This window comes from Methanotorris igneus Kol 5 (assembly GCF_000214415.1).
GTDB classification, from domain to species: Archaea; AGJL01; Methanococci; order Methanococcales; family Methanococcaceae; genus Methanotorris; species Methanotorris igneus.
Genome location: NC_015562.1, coordinates 883,886 through 903,453, shown reverse-complemented (window position 1 = coordinate 903,453; position 19,568 = coordinate 883,886). Strand labels below are relative to the sequence as shown.

At 30.4% G+C, this 19,568-nt stretch carries 18 protein-coding genes; 14 read left to right on the top strand and 4 right to left on the bottom strand.

Annotated elements, in window-relative coordinates; genetic code table 11:
• Window positions 1–63 precede the first annotated feature (63 nt).
• Both METIG_RS04415 and feoB read left to right on the top strand, forming a co-directional pair.
• Entirely contained in the window at window positions 64–288 is a 225-nt protein-coding gene (locus METIG_RS04415; RefSeq protein WP_013799035.1) for a FeoA family protein, read from the top strand.
• Window positions 285–2,213: a ferrous iron transport protein B gene (gene feoB, locus METIG_RS04410; RefSeq protein WP_013799034.1), complete on the top strand. Its 1,929-nt coding sequence runs from the start codon at window positions 285–287 to the stop codon at window positions 2,211–2,213. Before METIG_RS04415 ends, feoB begins: the two co-directional genes overlap by 4 nt.
• A 183-nt stretch (window positions 2,214–2,396) precedes the next feature.
• Here feoB and rqcH read toward each other — a convergent pair whose 3' ends face one another.
• On the bottom strand, window positions 2,397–4,424 hold the full coding sequence (gene rqcH, locus METIG_RS04405) for a ribosome rescue protein RqcH (protein WP_013799033.1): 2,028 nt from the start codon (window positions 4,422–4,424) through the stop codon (window positions 2,397–2,399).
• 57 nt (window positions 4,425–4,481) lie between these two features.
• Here rqcH and METIG_RS04400 point away from each other — a divergent pair, with 57 nt between their 5' ends.
• From METIG_RS04400 to METIG_RS04375, 6 genes are all read left to right on the top strand, one after another.
• Window positions 4,482–5,357 carry a hypothetical protein gene (locus METIG_RS04400; protein ID WP_013799032.1) on the top strand — a complete coding sequence of 292 codons (876 nt, stop codon included), beginning with the start codon at window positions 4,482–4,484 and terminating at the stop codon, window positions 5,355–5,357.
• Between the two features lie 74 nt (window positions 5,358–5,431).
• Window positions 5,432–7,129: an arginine--tRNA ligase gene (argS, locus tag METIG_RS04395; protein WP_013799031.1), complete on the top strand. Its 1,698-nt coding sequence runs from the start codon at window positions 5,432–5,434 to the stop codon at window positions 7,127–7,129.
• Between the two features lie 15 nt (window positions 7,130–7,144).
• On the top strand, window positions 7,145–8,644 hold the full coding sequence (locus METIG_RS04390; protein WP_013799030.1) for an AAA family ATPase: 1,500 nt from the start codon (window positions 7,145–7,147) through the stop codon (window positions 8,642–8,644).
• Window positions 8,625–9,254 carry a hypothetical protein gene (locus METIG_RS04385; protein WP_013799029.1) on the top strand — a complete coding sequence of 210 codons (630 nt, stop codon included), beginning with the start codon at window positions 8,625–8,627 and terminating at the stop codon, window positions 9,252–9,254. Before METIG_RS04390 ends, METIG_RS04385 begins: the two co-directional genes overlap by 20 nt.
• Before the next feature lie 14 nt (window positions 9,255–9,268).
• Window positions 9,269–9,850, top strand: a complete 582-nt coding sequence (locus METIG_RS04380) for an anthranilate synthase component II (RefSeq protein ID WP_013799028.1) — start codon at window positions 9,269–9,271, stop codon at window positions 9,848–9,850.
• A 10-nt stretch (window positions 9,851–9,860) separates the two neighbouring features.
• Window positions 9,861–10,355 (top strand): hypothetical protein, encoded by a 495-nt coding sequence (locus METIG_RS04375; protein WP_013799027.1) that lies wholly within the window; start codon window positions 9,861–9,863, stop codon window positions 10,353–10,355.
• Between the two features lie 259 nt (window positions 10,356–10,614).
• On the opposite strand, the gene cyaB is transcribed toward METIG_RS04375, so the two are convergent.
• The 3 genes from cyaB to METIG_RS04355 all read right to left on the bottom strand — a co-directional run bounded on the left by cyaB (window position 10,615) and on the right by METIG_RS04355 (window position 12,517).
• Entirely contained in the window at window positions 10,615–11,157 is a 543-nt protein-coding gene (gene cyaB, locus METIG_RS04365) for a class IV adenylate cyclase (protein ID WP_013799026.1), read from the bottom strand.
• 12 nt (window positions 11,158–11,169) lie between these two features.
• Window positions 11,170–11,604, bottom strand: a complete 435-nt coding sequence (locus METIG_RS04360) for an Rrf2 family transcriptional regulator (RefSeq protein WP_048055530.1) — start codon at window positions 11,602–11,604, stop codon at window positions 11,170–11,172.
• Between the two features lie 85 nt (window positions 11,605–11,689).
• Window positions 11,690–12,517, bottom strand: a complete 828-nt coding sequence (locus tag METIG_RS04355) for a DUF2334 domain-containing protein (protein ID WP_013799024.1) — start codon at window positions 12,515–12,517, stop codon at window positions 11,690–11,692.
• A 334-nt stretch (window positions 12,518–12,851) separates the two neighbouring features.
• Here METIG_RS04355 and moaC point away from each other — a divergent pair, with 334 nt between their 5' ends.
• From moaC to METIG_RS04325, 6 genes are all read left to right on the top strand, one after another.
• Window positions 12,852–13,316 (top strand): cyclic pyranopterin monophosphate synthase MoaC, encoded by a 465-nt coding sequence (gene moaC, locus METIG_RS04350; RefSeq protein WP_013799023.1) that lies wholly within the window; start codon window positions 12,852–12,854, stop codon window positions 13,314–13,316.
• 222 nt (window positions 13,317–13,538) lie between these two features.
• Window positions 13,539–14,225 (top strand): segregation and condensation protein A, encoded by a 687-nt coding sequence (locus METIG_RS04345; RefSeq protein WP_013799022.1) that lies wholly within the window; start codon window positions 13,539–13,541, stop codon window positions 14,223–14,225.
• A gap of 10 nt (window positions 14,226–14,235) precedes the next feature.
• The gene (locus METIG_RS04340) at window positions 14,236–15,330 is read left to right on the top strand and encodes an ATP-binding protein (RefSeq protein ID WP_013799021.1); all 1,095 of its coding nucleotides are present in this window, start codon (window positions 14,236–14,238) and stop codon (window positions 15,328–15,330) included.
• Between the two features lie 186 nt (window positions 15,331–15,516).
• Window positions 15,517–16,767, top strand: a complete 1,251-nt coding sequence (locus METIG_RS04335; protein WP_013799020.1) for a TldD/PmbA family protein — start codon at window positions 15,517–15,519, stop codon at window positions 16,765–16,767.
• Between the two features lie 107 nt (window positions 16,768–16,874).
• Window positions 16,875–17,588, top strand: coding sequence for a CRISPR-associated endoribonuclease Cas6 (gene cas6 / locus METIG_RS04330; RefSeq protein ID WP_013799019.1), 714 nt, complete (start codon window positions 16,875–16,877; stop codon window positions 17,586–17,588).
• A gap of 624 nt (window positions 17,589–18,212) precedes the next feature.
• Entirely contained in the window at window positions 18,213–19,517 is a 1,305-nt protein-coding gene (locus METIG_RS04325) for an IS200/IS605 family accessory protein TnpB-related protein (RefSeq protein WP_013799018.1), read from the top strand.
• Window positions 19,518–19,568: the final 51 nt, after the last annotated feature.

Sequence of the window (19,568 nt, the reverse complement as noted above, 5' to 3'; positions counted from 1 at the left end):
AAAATTATATATATGATATGATAAAATTTAACTATACTTAAAAATTTTAAGTGAGGTTAAATTATGATGAGTTTAGCTGATGTAGAAGAGGGGAAGGTTGTAGTAATAAAAGATATACTGGCTGGCTATGGTTTAAAAAATAGGTTACAGTCAATGGGTTTAGTTATTGGTGATAAGGTTAAAGTGTTAAAAAACAGTCATGGTCCAGTAATTGTAGAAAATAGAGGTGTGAAGATAGCATTAGGGAGAGGAGTAGCTATGAAAATTATTGTAGGTGATATTAAATGAGGATAGCATTAATAGGAAACCCTAATGTGGGGAAATCTACTTTATTTAATCTTTTAACGGGTGGTAGAGTTTATGTGGGTAACTGGCCAGGAGTCACGGTTGAGAAAAAAGAAGGAGTTTTCATATATGGAGATGAGAAAATTGAAATTATTGATCTTCCAGGAGTTTATAATCTCTCAGGTAGTGCTATGGATGAAATAGTAGTTAAAAAATACTTCCTAACAGAGAAGCCAGATTTAATTGTTAATATAGCTGATATAAATACCCTTGATAGAGATTTATATTTAACCTTAGAGTTGTTAGACACTGGTTATAATGTTCTATTAGTGTTAAATAAAATAGATTCTACAAATGTTATAGTGGATGAAAAAAAGCTAAAAGAGTTATTGGGTATAGATGTTGTAAAAATCTCTGCTAAGAAAAATATAGGAATTGAAGATCTAAAGAAAAAAATTTTAGAAAATTTAAAAAATAAAAGAAAACCTAAAATAAGATATAATAAGGAAATTGAAGATATTATTAACAAAATTATTGAAATATTAAAGAGAGATGAGAATTTAAAAAATTATAATTTAAGATTTTTAGCTGTTAAATTATTAGAAAATGATCAAATTGTAAAAGAAATAGTTAAAAATTCTAAAGTTTCAAAAGATATTGAAGAGCTTTTAAAAAATATTAAAGTAGATATATCTAAAGAGAGGTATAAGATTATTGATAAGATTGTGAAGGAGTGTATAAAAAGGGAGGAAAAGAGAGATATAACAGATCTATTGGATAGAATCTTCACTCATGAAGTTTATGGTATCCTCGCTTTAATTCCAATAGTTTGGATTTTATTTAAAATAACCTTTGATTTTGCTCAGCCTTTTGTAGATATTATTGATTACTTCATTAGCTACTTAGCTGACTATGCTTCTAAAAGTATAGGAGATAAAGTATTAGCCTCATTAGTGGCTGATGGTATTATAGGGGGAGTAGGATCAGTTTTAACATTCTTACCAAACATTGCCTTCCTATTTATAAGTTTATCCATATTAGGAGAAACTGGTTTATTAGCAAGATTACCTCTATTAACTGAAAAGATTTTAAATAAATTTGGACTGCCAGGATTGGCAATATTACCAATAATAATGTCATTTGGTTGTAATGTTCCTGGAATTTTAGCTACAAGAATAATAGAGAATGAGAGGGATAGGTTAGTAACTATCTTAATAAATCCTTTCATAACTTGTCCTGCAAGATTACCAGCATTAATTATACTCTCAGCTTTACTATTCCCAAAAAATCCTGGATTAATTCTATTATTAATGTATTTTGTAGGAATAGCTGCAGCTTTATTTTCAGCTTTACTGTTTAGAAAAGCAATATTTAAAGATCAGCCAGAACCTCTAATAATAGAGCTTCCTAAATATCACTTTCCAAATATAAAAATGGCTTTAAAAAATGCTTGGGAAAATATATATTCCTTTATAAGAAAGGCAGGAACAGTAATTTTATTTGGATCTATATTAATATGGTTCCTATCAAGCTTTGGACCCAGTGGTTATGTGTCAGATATCTCACTATCATATTCAGCTATTATTGGTAAATACCTCTCATACATATTCCAAATATTTGGTTGGGATTGGAAGTTGTCTTCAGCTTTAATATATGGTTTTATAGCTAAAGAGAATGTAGTTAGTACATTGGCAATACTGTATGGTGTTGGAGAAGAGAGTTTAAAAGCCACACTATCCACTCTACCAAAAGCCTCTCTACTCTCATATATGGTGTTTTTTACACTTTACATCCCATGTTTAGCCACAATTGCTGTCATTAAACAGGAAGCTGGGTGGAAGTGGGCTATATTCTCTGTAATATATAGCACATTTGTAGCTTTCATAGCTGCTCTAATAGTTTATATGATAGGATTATTAATATTTTAGAGGATGTCGAAAAATACGAATAGTTAATGAACAGATAATACGATGTATGAAAGTGGAAAAATAATAAAATAAAAACACAAAAATAAAAATCATGGGAAACAAAAAGAGATATATAAAAAATACAACTTAAAAACCACGTATTTTTTATTTTGGATATTGTAAATGTTAAACTATTGCCATAATTTATTTCTGAACTATTTCACTATCCCCTGGTGGAAGAACCCTTAAAATGTCTTCATCATCAACACCGTATTCTTTAAAGATATTTTTCAACTCTTTAACCAATTCACTCTTTTTCTTGCTGTCAGATGGTTTTAATAAAACCCATTTTTTGAAACTCTTTTTTAGTGTGTCTGGTGGAGCGGTTGTTAATTTTAAGTCCCCATCATACTCGATAATCCCTATTCCCAACTCCAATGGGACATTTCTTATGAAGTTTCTCTTCCCTCTAATCACAAACGCCCCTTTCTTCAAATACTCCCCACTCTCTGCTGTTTTGGATACCTGTTCTGGCTTTACCCAGTATGTATCCAATGCTCCCCAACCTAATTTCCAAGCCCTTGAATGGGCAACAGAGAACTTTGCAACCTCGTTTAATGTTTCTTCATCAACAATTCTTTTATTGGTTTTTATGACTGTAAAAGGAGCCCCTTCTATCTGTGCGTGGAACACGATATCATCATCTTCAGTATATTTTTTTATGAGGAGTTCATTTGTCACTGCATCCTTACCGGCAATAACTAAGAATCCATTTATTACAGTCCATTTGAATTTTTCATACCATTTTCTCTCTTTTCTTTCTTTCTTCTTGATTTTTTCTTTCTCTTTGAGTTCTTTTAATTCAATTTCTCCTTTTTCTTTTAATTCCGCTAATTTTTTCTCAGATAATTTTATTGCTTCTTTTATCCCCTCTATTTTACTTTTTAGTTTTTTGGATTTGGTATAGTAAGTTTCTGCGTTCTCAAAGGCGTTTTTTCTAATGTCTAATGATACATTTTTCTCTATTTTTTTGTCTCCATAATCAGCGGATAGTTTTATTACAATTTCCCCATTTTTCTCATTTATATTTTGAATTAATCCTAATATAGGGTGATCTTTATGTTCATTTACTATTTTCTTTATCTTATACCACTCCATCTTCTCTCTGGCGTTTCTTAGGGTGTTTAGTATTTCATCCACCAATGTGTAGTTTGCATATATTAAGTCCCCTTTCTCCTGATTTTCCTGCATCTGCTTTTCATATTTTTCTAAGGTCTCTAACTGTGTCTTTAAAATTCTCTCCTGTTTTTTTATTAATTTTTGTAGTTTTGACTCTTCTTTTTTGGTTTCAACCTTTGCCATAAATTGTGCAAAGTAATCATCCAATGCTTCTAAAAACTCCCCGTATTCTTTTTTTTCAAAATTCTCATACTTCTTTAAATTTATTGGAACTACATCAACATATTCTCCGTCTTTTATGATTATCTGTGGTTTTTTGTTGTTGAGTACATCATTAAATAAGTCCTTTGTAGCATTAAAGAGTTTCTTTAATTCCTCTTCGGTTGGATTTTTCTTGCTCTTATCTATTCCGGCTCTCTCACAAATCTCCTCTGCATAAAGCCCAGCAAGCCCAAAAATTCTTGATATAACTCTTACGCATTCAGTGTCTTTATTTTCCTCTTTGTTAAAGTAGTCCTTAAAGATATCAAATGCAATAGAATAATCTAAGTTGAATGGTGTTAGGTCTCTTTGTGGTGGAAATTTGTAAATCTCCTTTGGTGCAATGGTCCTTGTGCTCCATCTTTCTATTTTCAAAGGCATGATTATTCTATCTTCTTTGTCCAATAGTATTACGTTCCCCTCTCCAAACAATTCTATAACCAATTTGTAAACTGTTTCATTCCACTCAAATGTAATGATAACTATTCTATCAAAGTCATGCTGCTCTATTTTTGTTATTTTTATGTTTTTTAGGTGTTTTCTGAGAAGCATTGCAAAAGTTGGGGGAATTTTTGGCTTTTCTCTCTCATAGTTAGTCATTGTTATATACTTGTATTTACCAACACCAATTGCTATTTCCCTTGTCCCAATTTCTGGGATGTGGATTTTTAAGATTAGTTCTTTTCCATCTTCTCTATCTATTAAAAATGCTTTATCCAATTTTCCATTTATTGCCTTTTGGAGTTCTCTAACAGCAACGTTAATGTCTATGTTTGTCATTTCTGTTTTCATAATCTTCACCAAAATTTATTTATTTTTGTATTCTTTTATTAATTCATTGGGGACAGTATGGGACTGTTAGATAAAATTTTGGCGGTTTTAGTTGCTATATTGGTAGTAGAGATGATAATCTATACGGGCATACAAACAGAACTCTACACAAATACAAAACTGAGAAATTTGAGTTTGTTGGATGATTTGAACCACATTAATACCAGTAATTCAATATTTATAAATGAACTAAACAAAACCTTCAATAAAACGTATCCAAAAATGGATGAATTTCCAAAGAATTATTATGAGGTTGCAGATAAAATGTATCCTGATGTTAAGGTTAGGAATATCAGAACACTCTATGCAATCTTAAAAAACATAAAACTTCCCACATATAAGGAAGAATACTATGATTGCTCAGAAGCATCAGCCCAATTGGAGTGGATTTTAGAGGGTTATGGATTTAAGGCATATATAGCGGAATCTCCCAACCCACCACCAGGAGAGGCATCGTTATCAAATGCCGGGCACATGTGGGTTATTGTTGAGTTGGATAATGGGGATTTGGTTGCCATTGAGAGCACATATTTAACTAAAAACCATTACCATCCACCAGGTATAATAATGGGTAATAATAGAAAGTATTTAGAATACTCTTACCTATATCAGATGTATCTTGATTATTTAAATAAGTATTCAAACGGCAATTATATACTACCAAAAAACCTTGATGATTTTATTAGGCATTACCTAAACCCACCAATAGATGATAACTATTTAAATGCATTGAGTAGTTATTACTACAATCCATCAAAATTATGTGATACTCCTGAAGAATATGTTTTAGGAGAAAAGCATGGAAATGTTATTTACTATGTCCCAATATCTCAGTTTGATTGGTGGAATCATCCAGAAAACAAACATATCAAAGAATTATTTGAAAATAATTAAAATAAAATATTAAAATTAAAAAAACTAAATTAAAAGATAAAAATTAATTAAAATAAAAATAAAAGTGTGATAGGATGATTGAAGAAAATATAATTAATGCACTAAAAGAAAAGATTAGGGAATTAACTGGTAGAGATTTTGAGATAAAGTTAGATGAGCCTCCTTCAGTAGAGTTAGGAGATTACTCAACAAATATATCATTCCAATTGGCGAGAGAGTTAAGAAAACCTCCGATGGCAATTGCTGAAGAAATTGCAAAAAGTTTGAGCATAGAGGGTGTTGAGAAGATTGAGGCTGTAAACGGATACATAAACTTCTTTATAAACTATAAAGATTTCTCAAATGAAATAACCAAAGAAATTATAGAAAAAAATGAAAATTATGGAAAAGGGGAAAAGAAAAACATAAAAGTAATTTTAGAACACACATCAGCTAACCCTAATGGGCCTTTGCACATTGGACATGGGAGAAATGCGATAATAGGGGATAGTTTAAAGAGGATTTTGGAATTTGCTGGGTATGATGTTGAAACACATTATTATGTAAATGATATGGGAAGACAGATGGCAATTGTTGTGTTTGGGATAGATAAGTTTGGCTTAAACGACAAAAAACCAGACCATGCAATTGCAGAGGTCTATATTGAGGCAAATAAATATCTTGAGGAGCATCCAGAAGAAGAGGAAAAGATATTGGATTTGATGAAAGAATATGAAGATGCATGTGAGAAGAACATTGAAAATGAGATAACTGAAAAATTCAAAAATGCAGTAAATCATGCTTTAGAGGGTATAAAAGAAACACTGAAAAACATAAACATAACACACGACACATTTGTCTGGGAGAGTTCGTATGTAAGGAATGGGATGGTAAGGGAAATTATAGAAAATCTTATGAAAACTGGAAAGGTTGTTAAGGAAGATGTTTATAAACTTGATTTATCTGATTTTGGAATAGAGAAGAAGTTGGTTTTGGCAAGGGCTAATGGAACAAGTTTATACTCAACAAGGGATATCGCATATCACGTAGATAAGATGAGAAATTGTGATGTTGCAATTGACATATTAGGGGCGGATCACAAACTTACAGCAGAGATGGTTAAAGGAGCGTTAAAATTGCTTGGCTATAATGTTCCTGAGGTTGTGTTTTATGAATTCATATCTCTCCCAGAAGGTTCTATGAGTACAAGAAGAGGAAGGTTTATAAGTGTCGATGAACTTTTTGAGGAGGCAAAGAGAAGGGCATTGGAGGAAGTTAAAAAGAGAGGAATTGCTGAAAATGAGGAAGAGATAGAAAAAATAGCAACCATAATTGCAATTGGTGCAGTGAGATACAATATCGTCAGAATCTCTCCAGAAAAATCAATGGTATTTAAATGGGAAGATGCACTTGATTTTGAAAAAGTTGGATGTCCAGTTATCCAATATGCTCATGCAAGATGTTGTAGGATTTTGGAGAAAGTTGAAGTTGGAGATATTGAAGGAGATTTATTTAACTATGAGTTAGATAACAGTGAAAAAATATTGATAAAAACGCTCTCAAAATTCCCAAAAATTGTTGAAAAAGCGGCGGAAAGTAGGAAACCACATATTATTGCAAATTATGCCTTAGAGGTTGCACAGACATTCAACAAGTTCTATGGAAATTGCCCAATATTAAAAGAGGAAGATGTTGTTAAAAAATCCTCAAGAATAAAAATGGTAGAAGCGACAAAAATTGTTATAGAAAATGCCTTAAAATTATTGGGTATAGATTGTCCCGGTAAGATGTAATTCTATGGTGATATTATGAAAAATGAAAATAAAGAAAACTATGAATTGTTAACAATTAAAGTTAAAGATTTTGGTGTTATTAAAGAAGGAGAAGTTAAACTAAAACCATTAACCATATTTTTTGGGAAAAATAATACTGGAAAAACATATATGGGGTATTTGATTTGGGGAATTTTCGAAAATCTTACATATCCCCCTTTCCGTAAATTTAAAATAATCAACGATAATAACCTAAATTTCGTTATATCAAAATTAAAATCAATGATAACTAATACAACACAATCAACTGAGAAAATTCAATTTAATGAAATTAAATTGTGTATGGAGAAGGATTATATTAAAAGAGTTTTTAATTATGAAGGTATTGATTTTGGAGAATTAGAAATTGTTTTAGATAAAAAATTTGAATATTATGTTATAACAAAAAATTTTGGATTTATGGATGAAAAGTATGTTGATAAAATATTAATGGATTTTCTAAAAGAAGGGAATATAAAAAATAAAAAAATAAATAAGTTATGTATTGGAATTTTTGAAAATTCTCCATGGACTGCATCTTTTAGGCTTATAGGAAAAAATATATTGATAGGTATAAATAATAAAGCGTTGAAAGAACATGATAGAATATTGGGGCATATAATAATAGACATGTGCAGAATTTTACTGAAAAATATGATTAAAAATGTTATATATCTTCCAGCTTCGAAGAGTGGTCTTATTTTATCTTCAAGTTTATTTATTGATAAAGTTTTTGATAGTCCTGCCTTTTTCGAAATATATGATAATTCTAAGAATATGCTTGATACAGGAGAAAAATTAGCATTTCCTGAACCAATAAAGAATTTTATGAAATCTTACCTTAAACCGGAATTTTATAACTCAGATGTTAATCAAGACAATCAAGACATTGCTTCATTATTTGAAGACCACATAATAAAAGGGGAATTAGTTTATGACAAAGATATGAATAAACTTGGGTATGTTACAAAAAATGGAAAATCAATTCCAATTCATTGTGCATCTTCATCAGTAGTAGAAACAATTCCAATATTGAAATTAGTGAAATATTCAAATATTGTTAAAAAAGGCACTCTCCTAATAATTGAAGAACCAGAAGCTCATCTTCATCCAGATGCACAAAGGATTTTTGCAAGGGCAATAGTTAAACTAATTAACAAAGGAGTTTATGTTTTATTAATAACACACAGTCCATATATCCTACAGCAAATTAACAATTGTATGAAATTATATTATTTGGAAAAAATAGACAAAGAAAAGTTAAAGGCATTTTTAAATAGGCATGATTATAAAGAAGATGAGATATTAAATCCAAGAAAAGTTGCACCATATTTATTTGTTGATGAAGTAGATGGAGTTAAAATAAAAGAATTAGAGATTATAGATAATGAAGGAATTTCTTATGAGGCATTTTACCATATCTTATTTAGCCTACACAATGAAACAGAAGAATTGAGGGGTTTAATTGAGGGGGATGATGGAAACTTTGAAGAATGAAATAAGAAAAATATTTAGGAATGATTTAATACATAAACCAGAAAGAGTGGAGATTGAAGAAAAAGATACTTATATAATTGTTAAAGTTAAAGAAAATGCCACTGAAGCAGATTTTAAAGAATTAAAAATTGAATTTCCAAAAGAAATTGAAATTTTACCATTACTAATTGACAAGGATAAATATTACACAGTATTTAATATCAATGGAAATAAAAAATGTGAATGTGCAATTTTAGTAAAAGAAAATGATAGTTATTATTTAACTCTTGTTGAAATGAAATCTACGCTTAGAACCTTTAGGATAAAGAAACTTATAGAGATTAAAGAGAAATTCAAATGTTCTCTTTATGTGTCTTTGATTATATTGAAACTTTTTGACATAATACCAAAGAAAATTTATGGCTTAATTCCACATCTTAGAAAAGAAACTATATCTCCAACTACTTTTGACATTGCCAATATGGATAGAGATAGCTCTGAGAGGGAATTTTTAAAAGAATGGGAAAGTTCAGAGTTAAAATTTGAGTGGATATACAACACTAAAATAGTACTACATAAAAGGGAATTTAATGAGGATTCCATAAATTGGGCTGAAATAAATACTATATAATAGGATGTGAAACAATGAAAGTCCTAATTATCGATAATATAGATTCATTTGTATGGAATTTGGTTCAGTATGTGGGAATGTTAAAGCATAAGGTGAAGTTAGTAGATAACACTATAACCCTCAGCGAAATAAGAAAAATAAATCCAGATAGAATAATAATTAGCCCAGGACCAAAAACACCAAAAGAGGCAGGGAACTGTATAAAAATCATTCAAGAGATAGATGATATCCCAATTTTAGGAGTTTGTTTGGGGCATCAGTGTATTGTTGAGGCATTTGGTGGAGAGGTCGGGAGAGCAAAACACATCATGCATGGAAAAACAAGTAAGATTGAGCACGATGGGGAAGGGATATACAAGGACATTCCGAATCCATTCTATGGAACAAGATATCATTCTTTAGTTGCCTATGAGGTTCCAAAAGAGTTAAAAATAACTGCAAAAAGTTTAGATGATGGATATGTTATGGGGGTTAGGCATAAAAAATTGCCAATTGAGGGTGTTCAATACCACCCAGAGAGTGTTCTAACACATTCAGAAGAGATGCCATTTCCAAAATTGGGGTTAAAATTAATTAAAAATTTCATAGAGGGTTAAACGTGAGAAAATGGATGTCTATGAAATTTTATTCCAAAAATGTTTAGAATATGAAGTTTTATTGGATGATGAAAAAATTCCATTGTGGAAATTAAAAAAAGAAGATCTTGATAAAGTTAATTTTGGTTTACCATGGGAAAATTTGCAGGATTTGGCAATATACCTATATGAATTAAAGAAGGAACAGCAAAGGTCAAAGGAGTTAATTAAATGTGATATTGCTGAGATTCTTGTAGGTATTGCATTTTTAAAACCAAAAAAATCGGGTTCATTAATTGCAGATGAGTCTTTGGGAATAAATACGTGTTTAAATTATTTGAGCGAGTTAATTACTGCGAGAATAAACTGTATAACGAGATACTATTATCTAATGAAAAAACCCCACAATACAGATATTTTTGATGAGATAATTTTAAAGTTCCCCCAAAAGAAAGATATCAGAGCTAAGAATATCAATGATTTAAGGGAAATTGTGTATAAGTTGAGGAGTTATTTTGAAAAATAACCTTAGAAATTCATAAGAAAGAATGGTATTGTTGAGCATATCATTGCTACACCAATTAAAATTGCAAGGAGTTTTCTTTTATCCATTGCCTTCCCTCCACAACTCCAAATATGATTCTCTTTGAAACTTTTAGAAAAAGTTAAGCAAAACCTGTTGGTTTTGCAGCTCGAACCTTCAGTTCGATTAGGCGAAATCAAAGATTTCGCTGCTCGAAGCTTCGCTTCGATTTCATCAAAAAGGATAAGATGCTTCACTTTGCTCAGCATCCTCTCTTATGTAGTAATTCTAAATATGACTTTCTTTCTAATCTGTCTGAACTTATATTTAAACTTTTCAGTGTATCCATGAGTAGATTTAAGGCAGTGTCTTTTTCTTTTTCATCTTTAATGGTTTTTTCTAACTCTAAATAAAGCCCTACGCCATCAACATTGTCAATTGATGCTTCAATATCTTCTTTTTTGTATATTTCCCTAATCTTCCTTATTGGTGGAACTTTTTTGAATCCTAATTTTTCAAGAATTTTTTCCATTTTGTACCCATCTTCTATTTTAACCTCAATCTCCTCTCTTGTTTTTGAGATTTTGTCAATTTTTGGACCTTTGTAGGTTATGAACCAAACGTCATTTTCTTTTCTTATCCTCAACGCTTCATCTGTTTTTGCGAAATCCCTATCAATTCCATTAAAATAGATGTCTATTTGTTCTTTAACTTCTATTTTTTCAAATCCAAGTTCTTCTAATGTTTTTTTTATATTTTCCAATTCATCTTCATTTATTTTTGCTTTTATCTCAACTTCTATCATAATAAAATCACCTTAAAGGATTATCAATTTTTTAACGGTATCTTTTAACTTCTCCCTCAACTCATCAATATCCACATTCTCAATAACGAGCCAAATTATTACATCTTCATTGTCTTTTTCGAGAGTTGTGGATAAAATGTTGCCATTTATTTCTGATATCTTTGATGTTATCTCCGCTAACAACCCAATTCTATCCTTTGCTACTATTTGAACCTTTATTATTGATAAGTTTATCTCTCCCTTTTCAAGCAGATATTTACCATCTTTTGTTAATTTTATTCCTCCTTTTTTCCCTTTTTTTGTCTCAACTAACCCCAAATCCCGCAAAGTTCTTATATGCCTGTCTATATTTTTTGGGTGCATATTTAATTTTTCTGCAATCTCCTTTGTTGTTGAGCAAGTTTTTAAAAGTTCCATAATTTTCTTTGTTAGTCCACTAACTTTCATTTTTTCACTGTGCAGGGTTGTTAATGTTAAGATTGATTTTAAGAATATTTGTTTATTTCGTTTTATGGTTATTTGTGTTATAATGTTAGTTTGTTGTTTCATTTAAGAATTCATCTAAGAACTTAAGTCCTCCTCCATAGTTTATACTTTTTGGATGTATTGATAGGTAGAATTGATGATTGGATGTTTTGTAATCAAATTCTGCTAAGATTAGCATTATTTTTGTAAAACTTTTTGGTAGATACCAAGTGTATTCTCTATTTTTAATTGGAATTTTTTCTGTTTTTGTTAAAATATAGTTCTTCGTTATGATGGTTAGGTTATATGATAGCATGACATTTTCAGCATCTTTTGAAATTTCGTATCTTGGGGGTAGGATGTAGGATATGTTGCTGAATCCACACTCATTTAATATTTCCAATGATTTTTTGATTTTTTCCTCTGCAATCTCTTTGTTGCAGTTAAATTCACCATCTATATGATTGTAGCCATGTAATTCAATGTGGTATCCATCATCTTCCAATTTATGAAGAAATTTGATAAATTTAGGATAATTTTTTAAGTTGTATCTATTATCGTGGTTTACTATAACAAATAAATATGTTCTGTTTTGATAATTGTGTTTATCAATTATTTTTACAATTTCTTTTAGTTCGTTATAATATAAAGGACTTACATCATGCACTAAGATTATGGGGCTAGTATAGTTAGGATTTTTATTGCTTATATGCTTATAATGAATTTCAAAGAGATAACTCCCCCACGAAGTCTCAATTGGGGATTTAGTGCCTAAATTTGTTTGTGGTTTTGTTTCGTTTATAACATACATAACTGTGGTTTTTGGATGATTTTGGATTGTGCAAACACTAAATATGAACAAAATCAGAATAAGAACATAGATAAGCAATTTCAATCTTCCACCTTTTTGTAATTAAATTAAAAACTTGATTACTAAATTATTAATATTGTAAATATTAAACTTATATTTTGTAGATTTTTAGTTTTTGTTTATTTATGAGGTGTATTGTGCCAACCCTGTTGATGAAAAGGAGTTAAAATGGTCGATACCTCAAAGAAACTTTTAGAAAAAGTTTAATCAAAAAAGAAATGAGGATTTAGTGCATTTGTAAGGCGAACAACTTATATTCAAACTTCACTTTGCTTGGTTTGGTTTCATCAAAAAATCATCAAAAAAGGCGCATTGTCTAGTGAAGTGAGGTAATGTTCAACTATTTTGGGTGAGATTCATGCTGACACACATAGATGAAAAAGGGGTAAAAATGGTTGATATTTCAAAAAAAGAAGATGTTGAGAGGATATGTGTTGCAGAGGGATATATAAAATTGAAACCGTCTACAATAGAGTTGATAAAGAGAAATGAAATTGTTAAGGGGGATGTTTTAACAACAGCACAAATAGCGGCAATGATGGGAGTTAAAAATACTTCTAACCTAATTCCTGCATGTCATCCTTTACCTATAACTTCTGTTAGAGTTGATTTTGAGGTTTTTGATGATAAAATTAAGGCAACAGTTGAGGTAAAGACAACATACAAAACAGGCATTGAGATGGAGGCGTTGACAGGGGTTTCTATTGCTTTATTAACAATATGGGACATGGTTAAGAGTGTAGAGAAAGACGAAAATGGGCAGTATCCAAACACCGAAATATATGGAATAAGAGTTGTGAAAAAAGTAAAAAATAATATTTAGATGTTGGCAATATGATATACTCATTTAATTTAGTTAATTACTTTATTTTTTTGTTAAATTTACTTTAATATTATAAACTTTACTTTACTTTATAACAAAATAATTTCAGGATACAACACATATAATTTAATGAAGAAGTAAAGGCAAACAACTATACTCAAACTATACACTTTTTACTATCTATGAAACAACCTTATTTATCCTTAAACTGATGGTGGTTTTATGGAGTTTGAATTATGGGTTAGGATGATAAAGGAGAGTATAGAAAAAAAGAACGTAGACCCATGGAATATAAATATAGCGGAAATTGCTGATTTATATATGAGTAAAATAAAGGAACTTAAAAAATTTGATATAAGGTTATCTGCTGATGTTATTCTTGTTGGGGGGATTTTGTTAAGGATGAAATCAGAGGTTCTTTATGGTGAATGTGAAGTTATAGATGATGAATACGAGGAAGAGTTTTATGAGGATTATGATGATTATTACGGCTATGATGAAGATAATGAGGATGTGAAGATAACTCCACCAGTAAGAAGACCACCAGCAAAAATTAATAAAGAAAAAATAACCTTGGATGATTTGATAAAAACATTGAGGGACGAATTAGAAAAAGTAAAAAAGAAGAAGACAAAGAAAAGCAAAAGTAGCAAAAAATCTGAAGTAATTTTAGGAGATGTGCAGGATATTGTTGAAGAGTTGATTGAAGAAGAGGATATTTCCGATATTATTGATAAACTGTTGGATGATTTGAGAAGGGAAAAAATTATAGTATTTCAAAAAAGATTCTCATCAAAAGAGGATAAGGTTAAGTATTTCCTCCCATCCCTATATTTGGCAAACGATGGGAAAGTTGAACTTATTCAGGAGGAGTTGTTTAAGGATTTAATTGTTAAGTTAAAGGAATAGTGGTGAAAAAATGAAATTCTTTGATAGAACTGAGGAAATAAATGAAATTTTAAATATATTGAAAAAGGAACCCAATGATATTTACTTTATTTTCGGCCCAATAAATTCAGGAAAAACGACACTAATAAAACATATTATTGAAAATAAATTAAGCAATAATTATCAAGTTTTTTATATAAATTTTAGGACTTGTCTCATCTCTGAAAAAAGGGAGTTCATAGAAGCGATATTTACAACTAAAAAAGATACAATCTTTGAAAAAATTAAGGATAAAAAAGAAGTTTTGGAGTTATTGAATAAGGGGATAAAAATCTTTACTGGCGTCCCAATTCCAGAGGCGGATTTTGATAATCTATTTGAGAAGAAAATAAATGATGCCTTTCAATATTTGAATGATATTTTATTGGAAACTAAAAAGAGTGGAAAAATTCCAATACTAATTTTTGATGAATTACAGATGATTAAAGAGGTAGTTCTAAATGGGCAGAGATATTTGTTAAAGGAGTTATTTCAGTTTTTAGTTTCTTTAACAAAAGAACAACATCTATGTCATGTTTTTTGTCTGTCTTCTGATTCTTTGTTTATTGAATATGTTTATAACGCTGGGGAATTAGAGGGGAGGGCAAAATACTTATTAGTTAATGATTTTGATAAAGAAACTGCCTTAAAGTTTATGAATTTTTTAGCAGTAGAATATGGCATTAAATTAACAAACAGAGAAAAAGAATTAATTTATTCCTATGTTGGGGGAAAAGCGAAAGACATAAATTATGTGGTTGAGGAAGTAAAGTACAAAAATTTAAATGAGATTTTGGATGAATTATTAAACAATGAAATCTTAAAATTAGGAATCTTTTTAGAAAAAATGGATTACATTGAGGCAAAAATCAATATTGATGGAAATTTAATTAAGGTTAAAAAAGAGGACGTTTTGAAGGCATTGAAGTTGTTTAAAGAGAATTATGCCGTTCCAATAGAAAAAATCCCAATGCATGTGAGGAATTTTTTAGTTGAGGAGAATATTCTATTTTTAAATCTATTGAGGAGGATGCTAAATCCACAGAGCTTTTTAATTTGGAATGCAATTAAGAGAGTTGTTGGATAATTGTTTATACATTTTTTAAATTTTAATTTAAATTTTTTAAATTTTAATTCGTTATTTTTACCTATATGATTTTTATTGATGGTTATTTTAGTATTATTAATCTAATGTTCTTGCGACATATTTTAGTGCATTTTTATATTATTAATGGCATTATATTATCATAACTAATTCTTATGAGGTGATTAAATGGATATTGTAGAAAAAATCATAAACATTGGGGAAAAAGAAGGATTTGAAGTTGAGGTTTTTATTTCAAAAGGAATTTCTTCATCAATTGATTTAGATGGGGAAAGTGTAGATAGTGTAGAGACATCAAAGGACTTTGGGGTTGGGGTGAGGGTTATAAAGGATGGTAAAGTTGGTTTTGCATATTCAACAAAAGAGGATGTGAATGTAGTGTATAAAGCAATGAAAAATTTAGTTGAGGATAAGTTTGTTTCATTTGCAGAAAAGGAAAAATTTAAAGAACCAAAAGGGATTTTTTACAAGGATATTTTGAAATTGGATGAGGAGGAGATGTTGAGTGATTTAATTTTAATGAAAGACATAGCAAAGGATGAAGGTGTTACTGTAACTGGTGGAGGGATTTCTAAGAGCTACGAATACAATAGGATAGTTAATTCTAATGGTGTTGATGTTGAGGAGGAGTTTACTTTTTACTCCGCATATTTGTCTGTTATATATGAAAATGAAACGGGTTACGAAGGTTTAACAAAAACAAAAAGATTCGATGTGGAAAATATAGCAAAAAAAGCTGTAGAGTTGGCAAAGAAATCAGTGAATGGTAAAACAATAACCTATGATGGAGATATTATACTAAGCCCAAGAGCACTTAGTTCTCTCTTGCCATACACGTTAATACCTTCATTTAGTGCGGAAAATGTGCAAAGAAATAGGTCTGTTTTAAAGGACAAATTGGGAGAGCAAGTATTTGGGGAAAGTATAACCATAGTAGACGATGGAACCTTAGACAATGCAAATTACTCATCAAAGGTAGATGGAGAAGGTTGCCCAACAAAAAGGACAGTTTTAGTTGAAAATGGAGTGTTGAAGAGTTATTTGTATGATATAAAGAGGGCAAATATTGATGGCAAAGAGTGCACCGGAAATGGAATGAGGGACTATAGTTCTCTCCCATACATTTCCCCATCAAACTTTATAATTGAGCCAGTGGATAAATTGGAGAACTTTGACAACTATGTTTATGTGAATGGAGTTATCGGCTCCCACACATCAAACCCAATAACTGGGGACTTTGCAGTTGAGATTCAAAATGCATTCATGGTGAAGGGTGGGGAAGAAATTCCTATTAAAAAAGGTTTGTTGTCTGGGAATATCTTTGAGTGTTTAAAGGATGCAGTTCCATTAAATGATGTTGAGCAAAGAGGTAAGTTAATTTCTCCTTCAATAGTTATAAAAGGGCATATCGTTGGATAAAATTAGCTTTTTTGTGTATTTATTTGATTTTTGTGCAATATTTTCAGATACAAACATTTTTAAATGTCTTTAACCATATTTAACATAGGGAGTTTGAGGTAGGTATTATGAGAATTGAGTTGGAATTGGAAACTGAGGAATTTACGATAATCCCCTACAACCACCAATACTACTTAGCATCGGCATTATATAATAAAATACACTCGTCCAATCCAGAATATGCTGAAAGATTGCATAGCTATCAGAAATTTAAGTTTTTTACATTTTCCTTATTACAAATTAGAAAAAGAATGATTAAAAAAGATGGTATTGAGACAATTGATGGGAAAGTTAATCTATATATCTCATCCCCAAGTGTGGAATTTTTGGAAAATTTTATAAGTGGACTACTTGAAGATGGGATGCTAAAAGTTGGAGATATAGAGTTTTTTGTAAAAAAGGCGAAAATATTACCCACACCAGAAAAATTTGAAGTTTTAAAGACACTTTCCCCCATATATTTAAAAACATTGGTTGATACTGAGGAAGGTAAAAAGACCTATGATTTATTGCCAAATAACTCAAAGTTCTACGAAAATCTAAAAAAGAACCTGAAGAAAAAGTATGAGGCATTCTATAATAAAAAATGTGACTTGGATTTTGAATTTGAAGTTTTGAAGTATAAACCAAAAAGGATGAGGATTAAAAATACATACCATAAATGCTCTGAAATGGTGTTTAGGGTTTGGGGGGATTATGAGTTAATAAAGTTTGGTTATGATTGTGGATTTGGGGAGAAAAATTCCATGGGCTTTGGAATGGTGCAAGCTATCAGCTTATAGATTCTACAATTAATAAAATCCTTATGGATTTTGCAACTCTTCGCTACGAAATCAAAGATACGACAATATAGTCGTGTGCGAAATATATACGGCAAAACCTTCGGTTTTGCCATTAATCTATACGGCAAAGCCCTTTGGGTTTTGCCATTAATTTTTAAACCTTATTTTATAATCAATAAATTTCAAATAATCGTTATGCATTCATTAAAATTTGAAATAACGCATTAACCCTTAAAAATTTACCAAATTATACGGCAAAACCTAAAGGTTTTGCCAAATAATATATCTAAGAGGCACTACCTCGCTACGCTCGGTAGTGCATCCAATTTGGATGAAACCTTTTTTAAAGGTTTCTTTCCGAATTATACGGCAAAACTTTTAGTTTTGCCAAAAAACCTTCTAACGCACACGACTATAATTTAAGTTGATGTTTGTTATTAAATCAATTTAGAAGTTTAGATTCAAAAATAAGTTGGTGATATTGTGTATAAAATTGCCTTCCGAAACTGTTAAATATTAAATGAGTATTGGTTATTATTAATGATTAGATATAAACTTGGAAAAATTGTATGTGGGTTGTTGGGGGCTATGTAAAAACGATTAAAGATACTGCAGGCGAGAATAATGCAAAATAAAAACAAACTTCCATCCGAAATCGTATTAACTTACAAGATTAAACATAATTACGATTTAAAAAACTTGTTAGATGGATTTATGAGTACCTCTCAGAAAGCAGTTGATATTATCTGGGAAAATATCAACTGGAAAGAAAAACAAGTTAAACATCGATTTAAATCTAAAAATAAATACAAATACTACACAACCACCCGATTAATCCCAGAAATTCCAAAAGATAAGGATTTCAAAAGAGAACTAAGAAATTATTTACTAAATGGATGGAATTTTGCTTCTCATTATGTTGATGGGGCTATTAAAGTGGCTTATTCAACAATAGAGAGTTGGAAATCGAATTATTTAGATGGTAAAAGAAAAAGAAATAAACCGACATTTAAAAGACCTTTTGTTAGAGTTAAAAATACCCTAATAAAATACGATAAAGAAAATGGAACGATAAGGATAACGATAAAAGCGAGGAAGGAGTATTTAGTTTTAGACATTAAAAATGAATGGTTTTTCGAAAAAATTAGAGGTTTTGACATTGGAGAGATTATTTTGAAGGACAACGAGGCATTAATAACCTTTAAAAAACCTTTAAATATATTTGATAAAAAAGTCGTTATCGGTGTAGATAGCAATCTAAAATCCTTAGATTTATTCCATCCAGAGGAAGGGTGGATTAGAGTTGACTTATCTGAACTACATAGAATAAAGAATGTTTATGATGTTATTATCGATAAGTTAAAGTCGATTTATAAAAAAGCCCCAAAAAGAATTGGTATATTGCTAAAAAAGTATTATAATAGGAGAAAAAATCGAGTTGAAGATTTTATTAACAAATTAACTTCCCAGCTATCTAAACTCTTTCCAAATGCAATTTTTATCTTTGAGGATTTGGATAAGCTCAATATGTATAAAAATTCAAACTTTAACAGAGATTTAGATAGGACAAGCTGGAGAGAGATAGCGAAAAAGTTAGAGTATAAGAGTATTGTTTTTTACGTTAATCCTCACTATACTTCAAAAACCTGTCCTATATGCGGGAGTAGAATGGAGTCCCAAGAGGGACAGGTTGTAACATGCGAAAAATGTGGAGTTTTCAATAGGCAGTTCGTCGGCTCTTTTAATATCTTTAAAAGAGGAGTTAAATTAGTTAAAAAACTCTTAGGCGGAGTCGGGGTCCCCGTTACTGGGGTGGAGGTCGATGATTTACTCTCCAATGAACCCAGAGGAGAGTTGAGACCAATGTCACCCAAGTCCATCGTGAGGGTTAATTTAAGCGGGAGTACTTTTATTCACATTTACTCCTAAATCCTCACGATGGACAGACCCCGTAATTGGAGGGGGTCCTGCTGGAAGAAC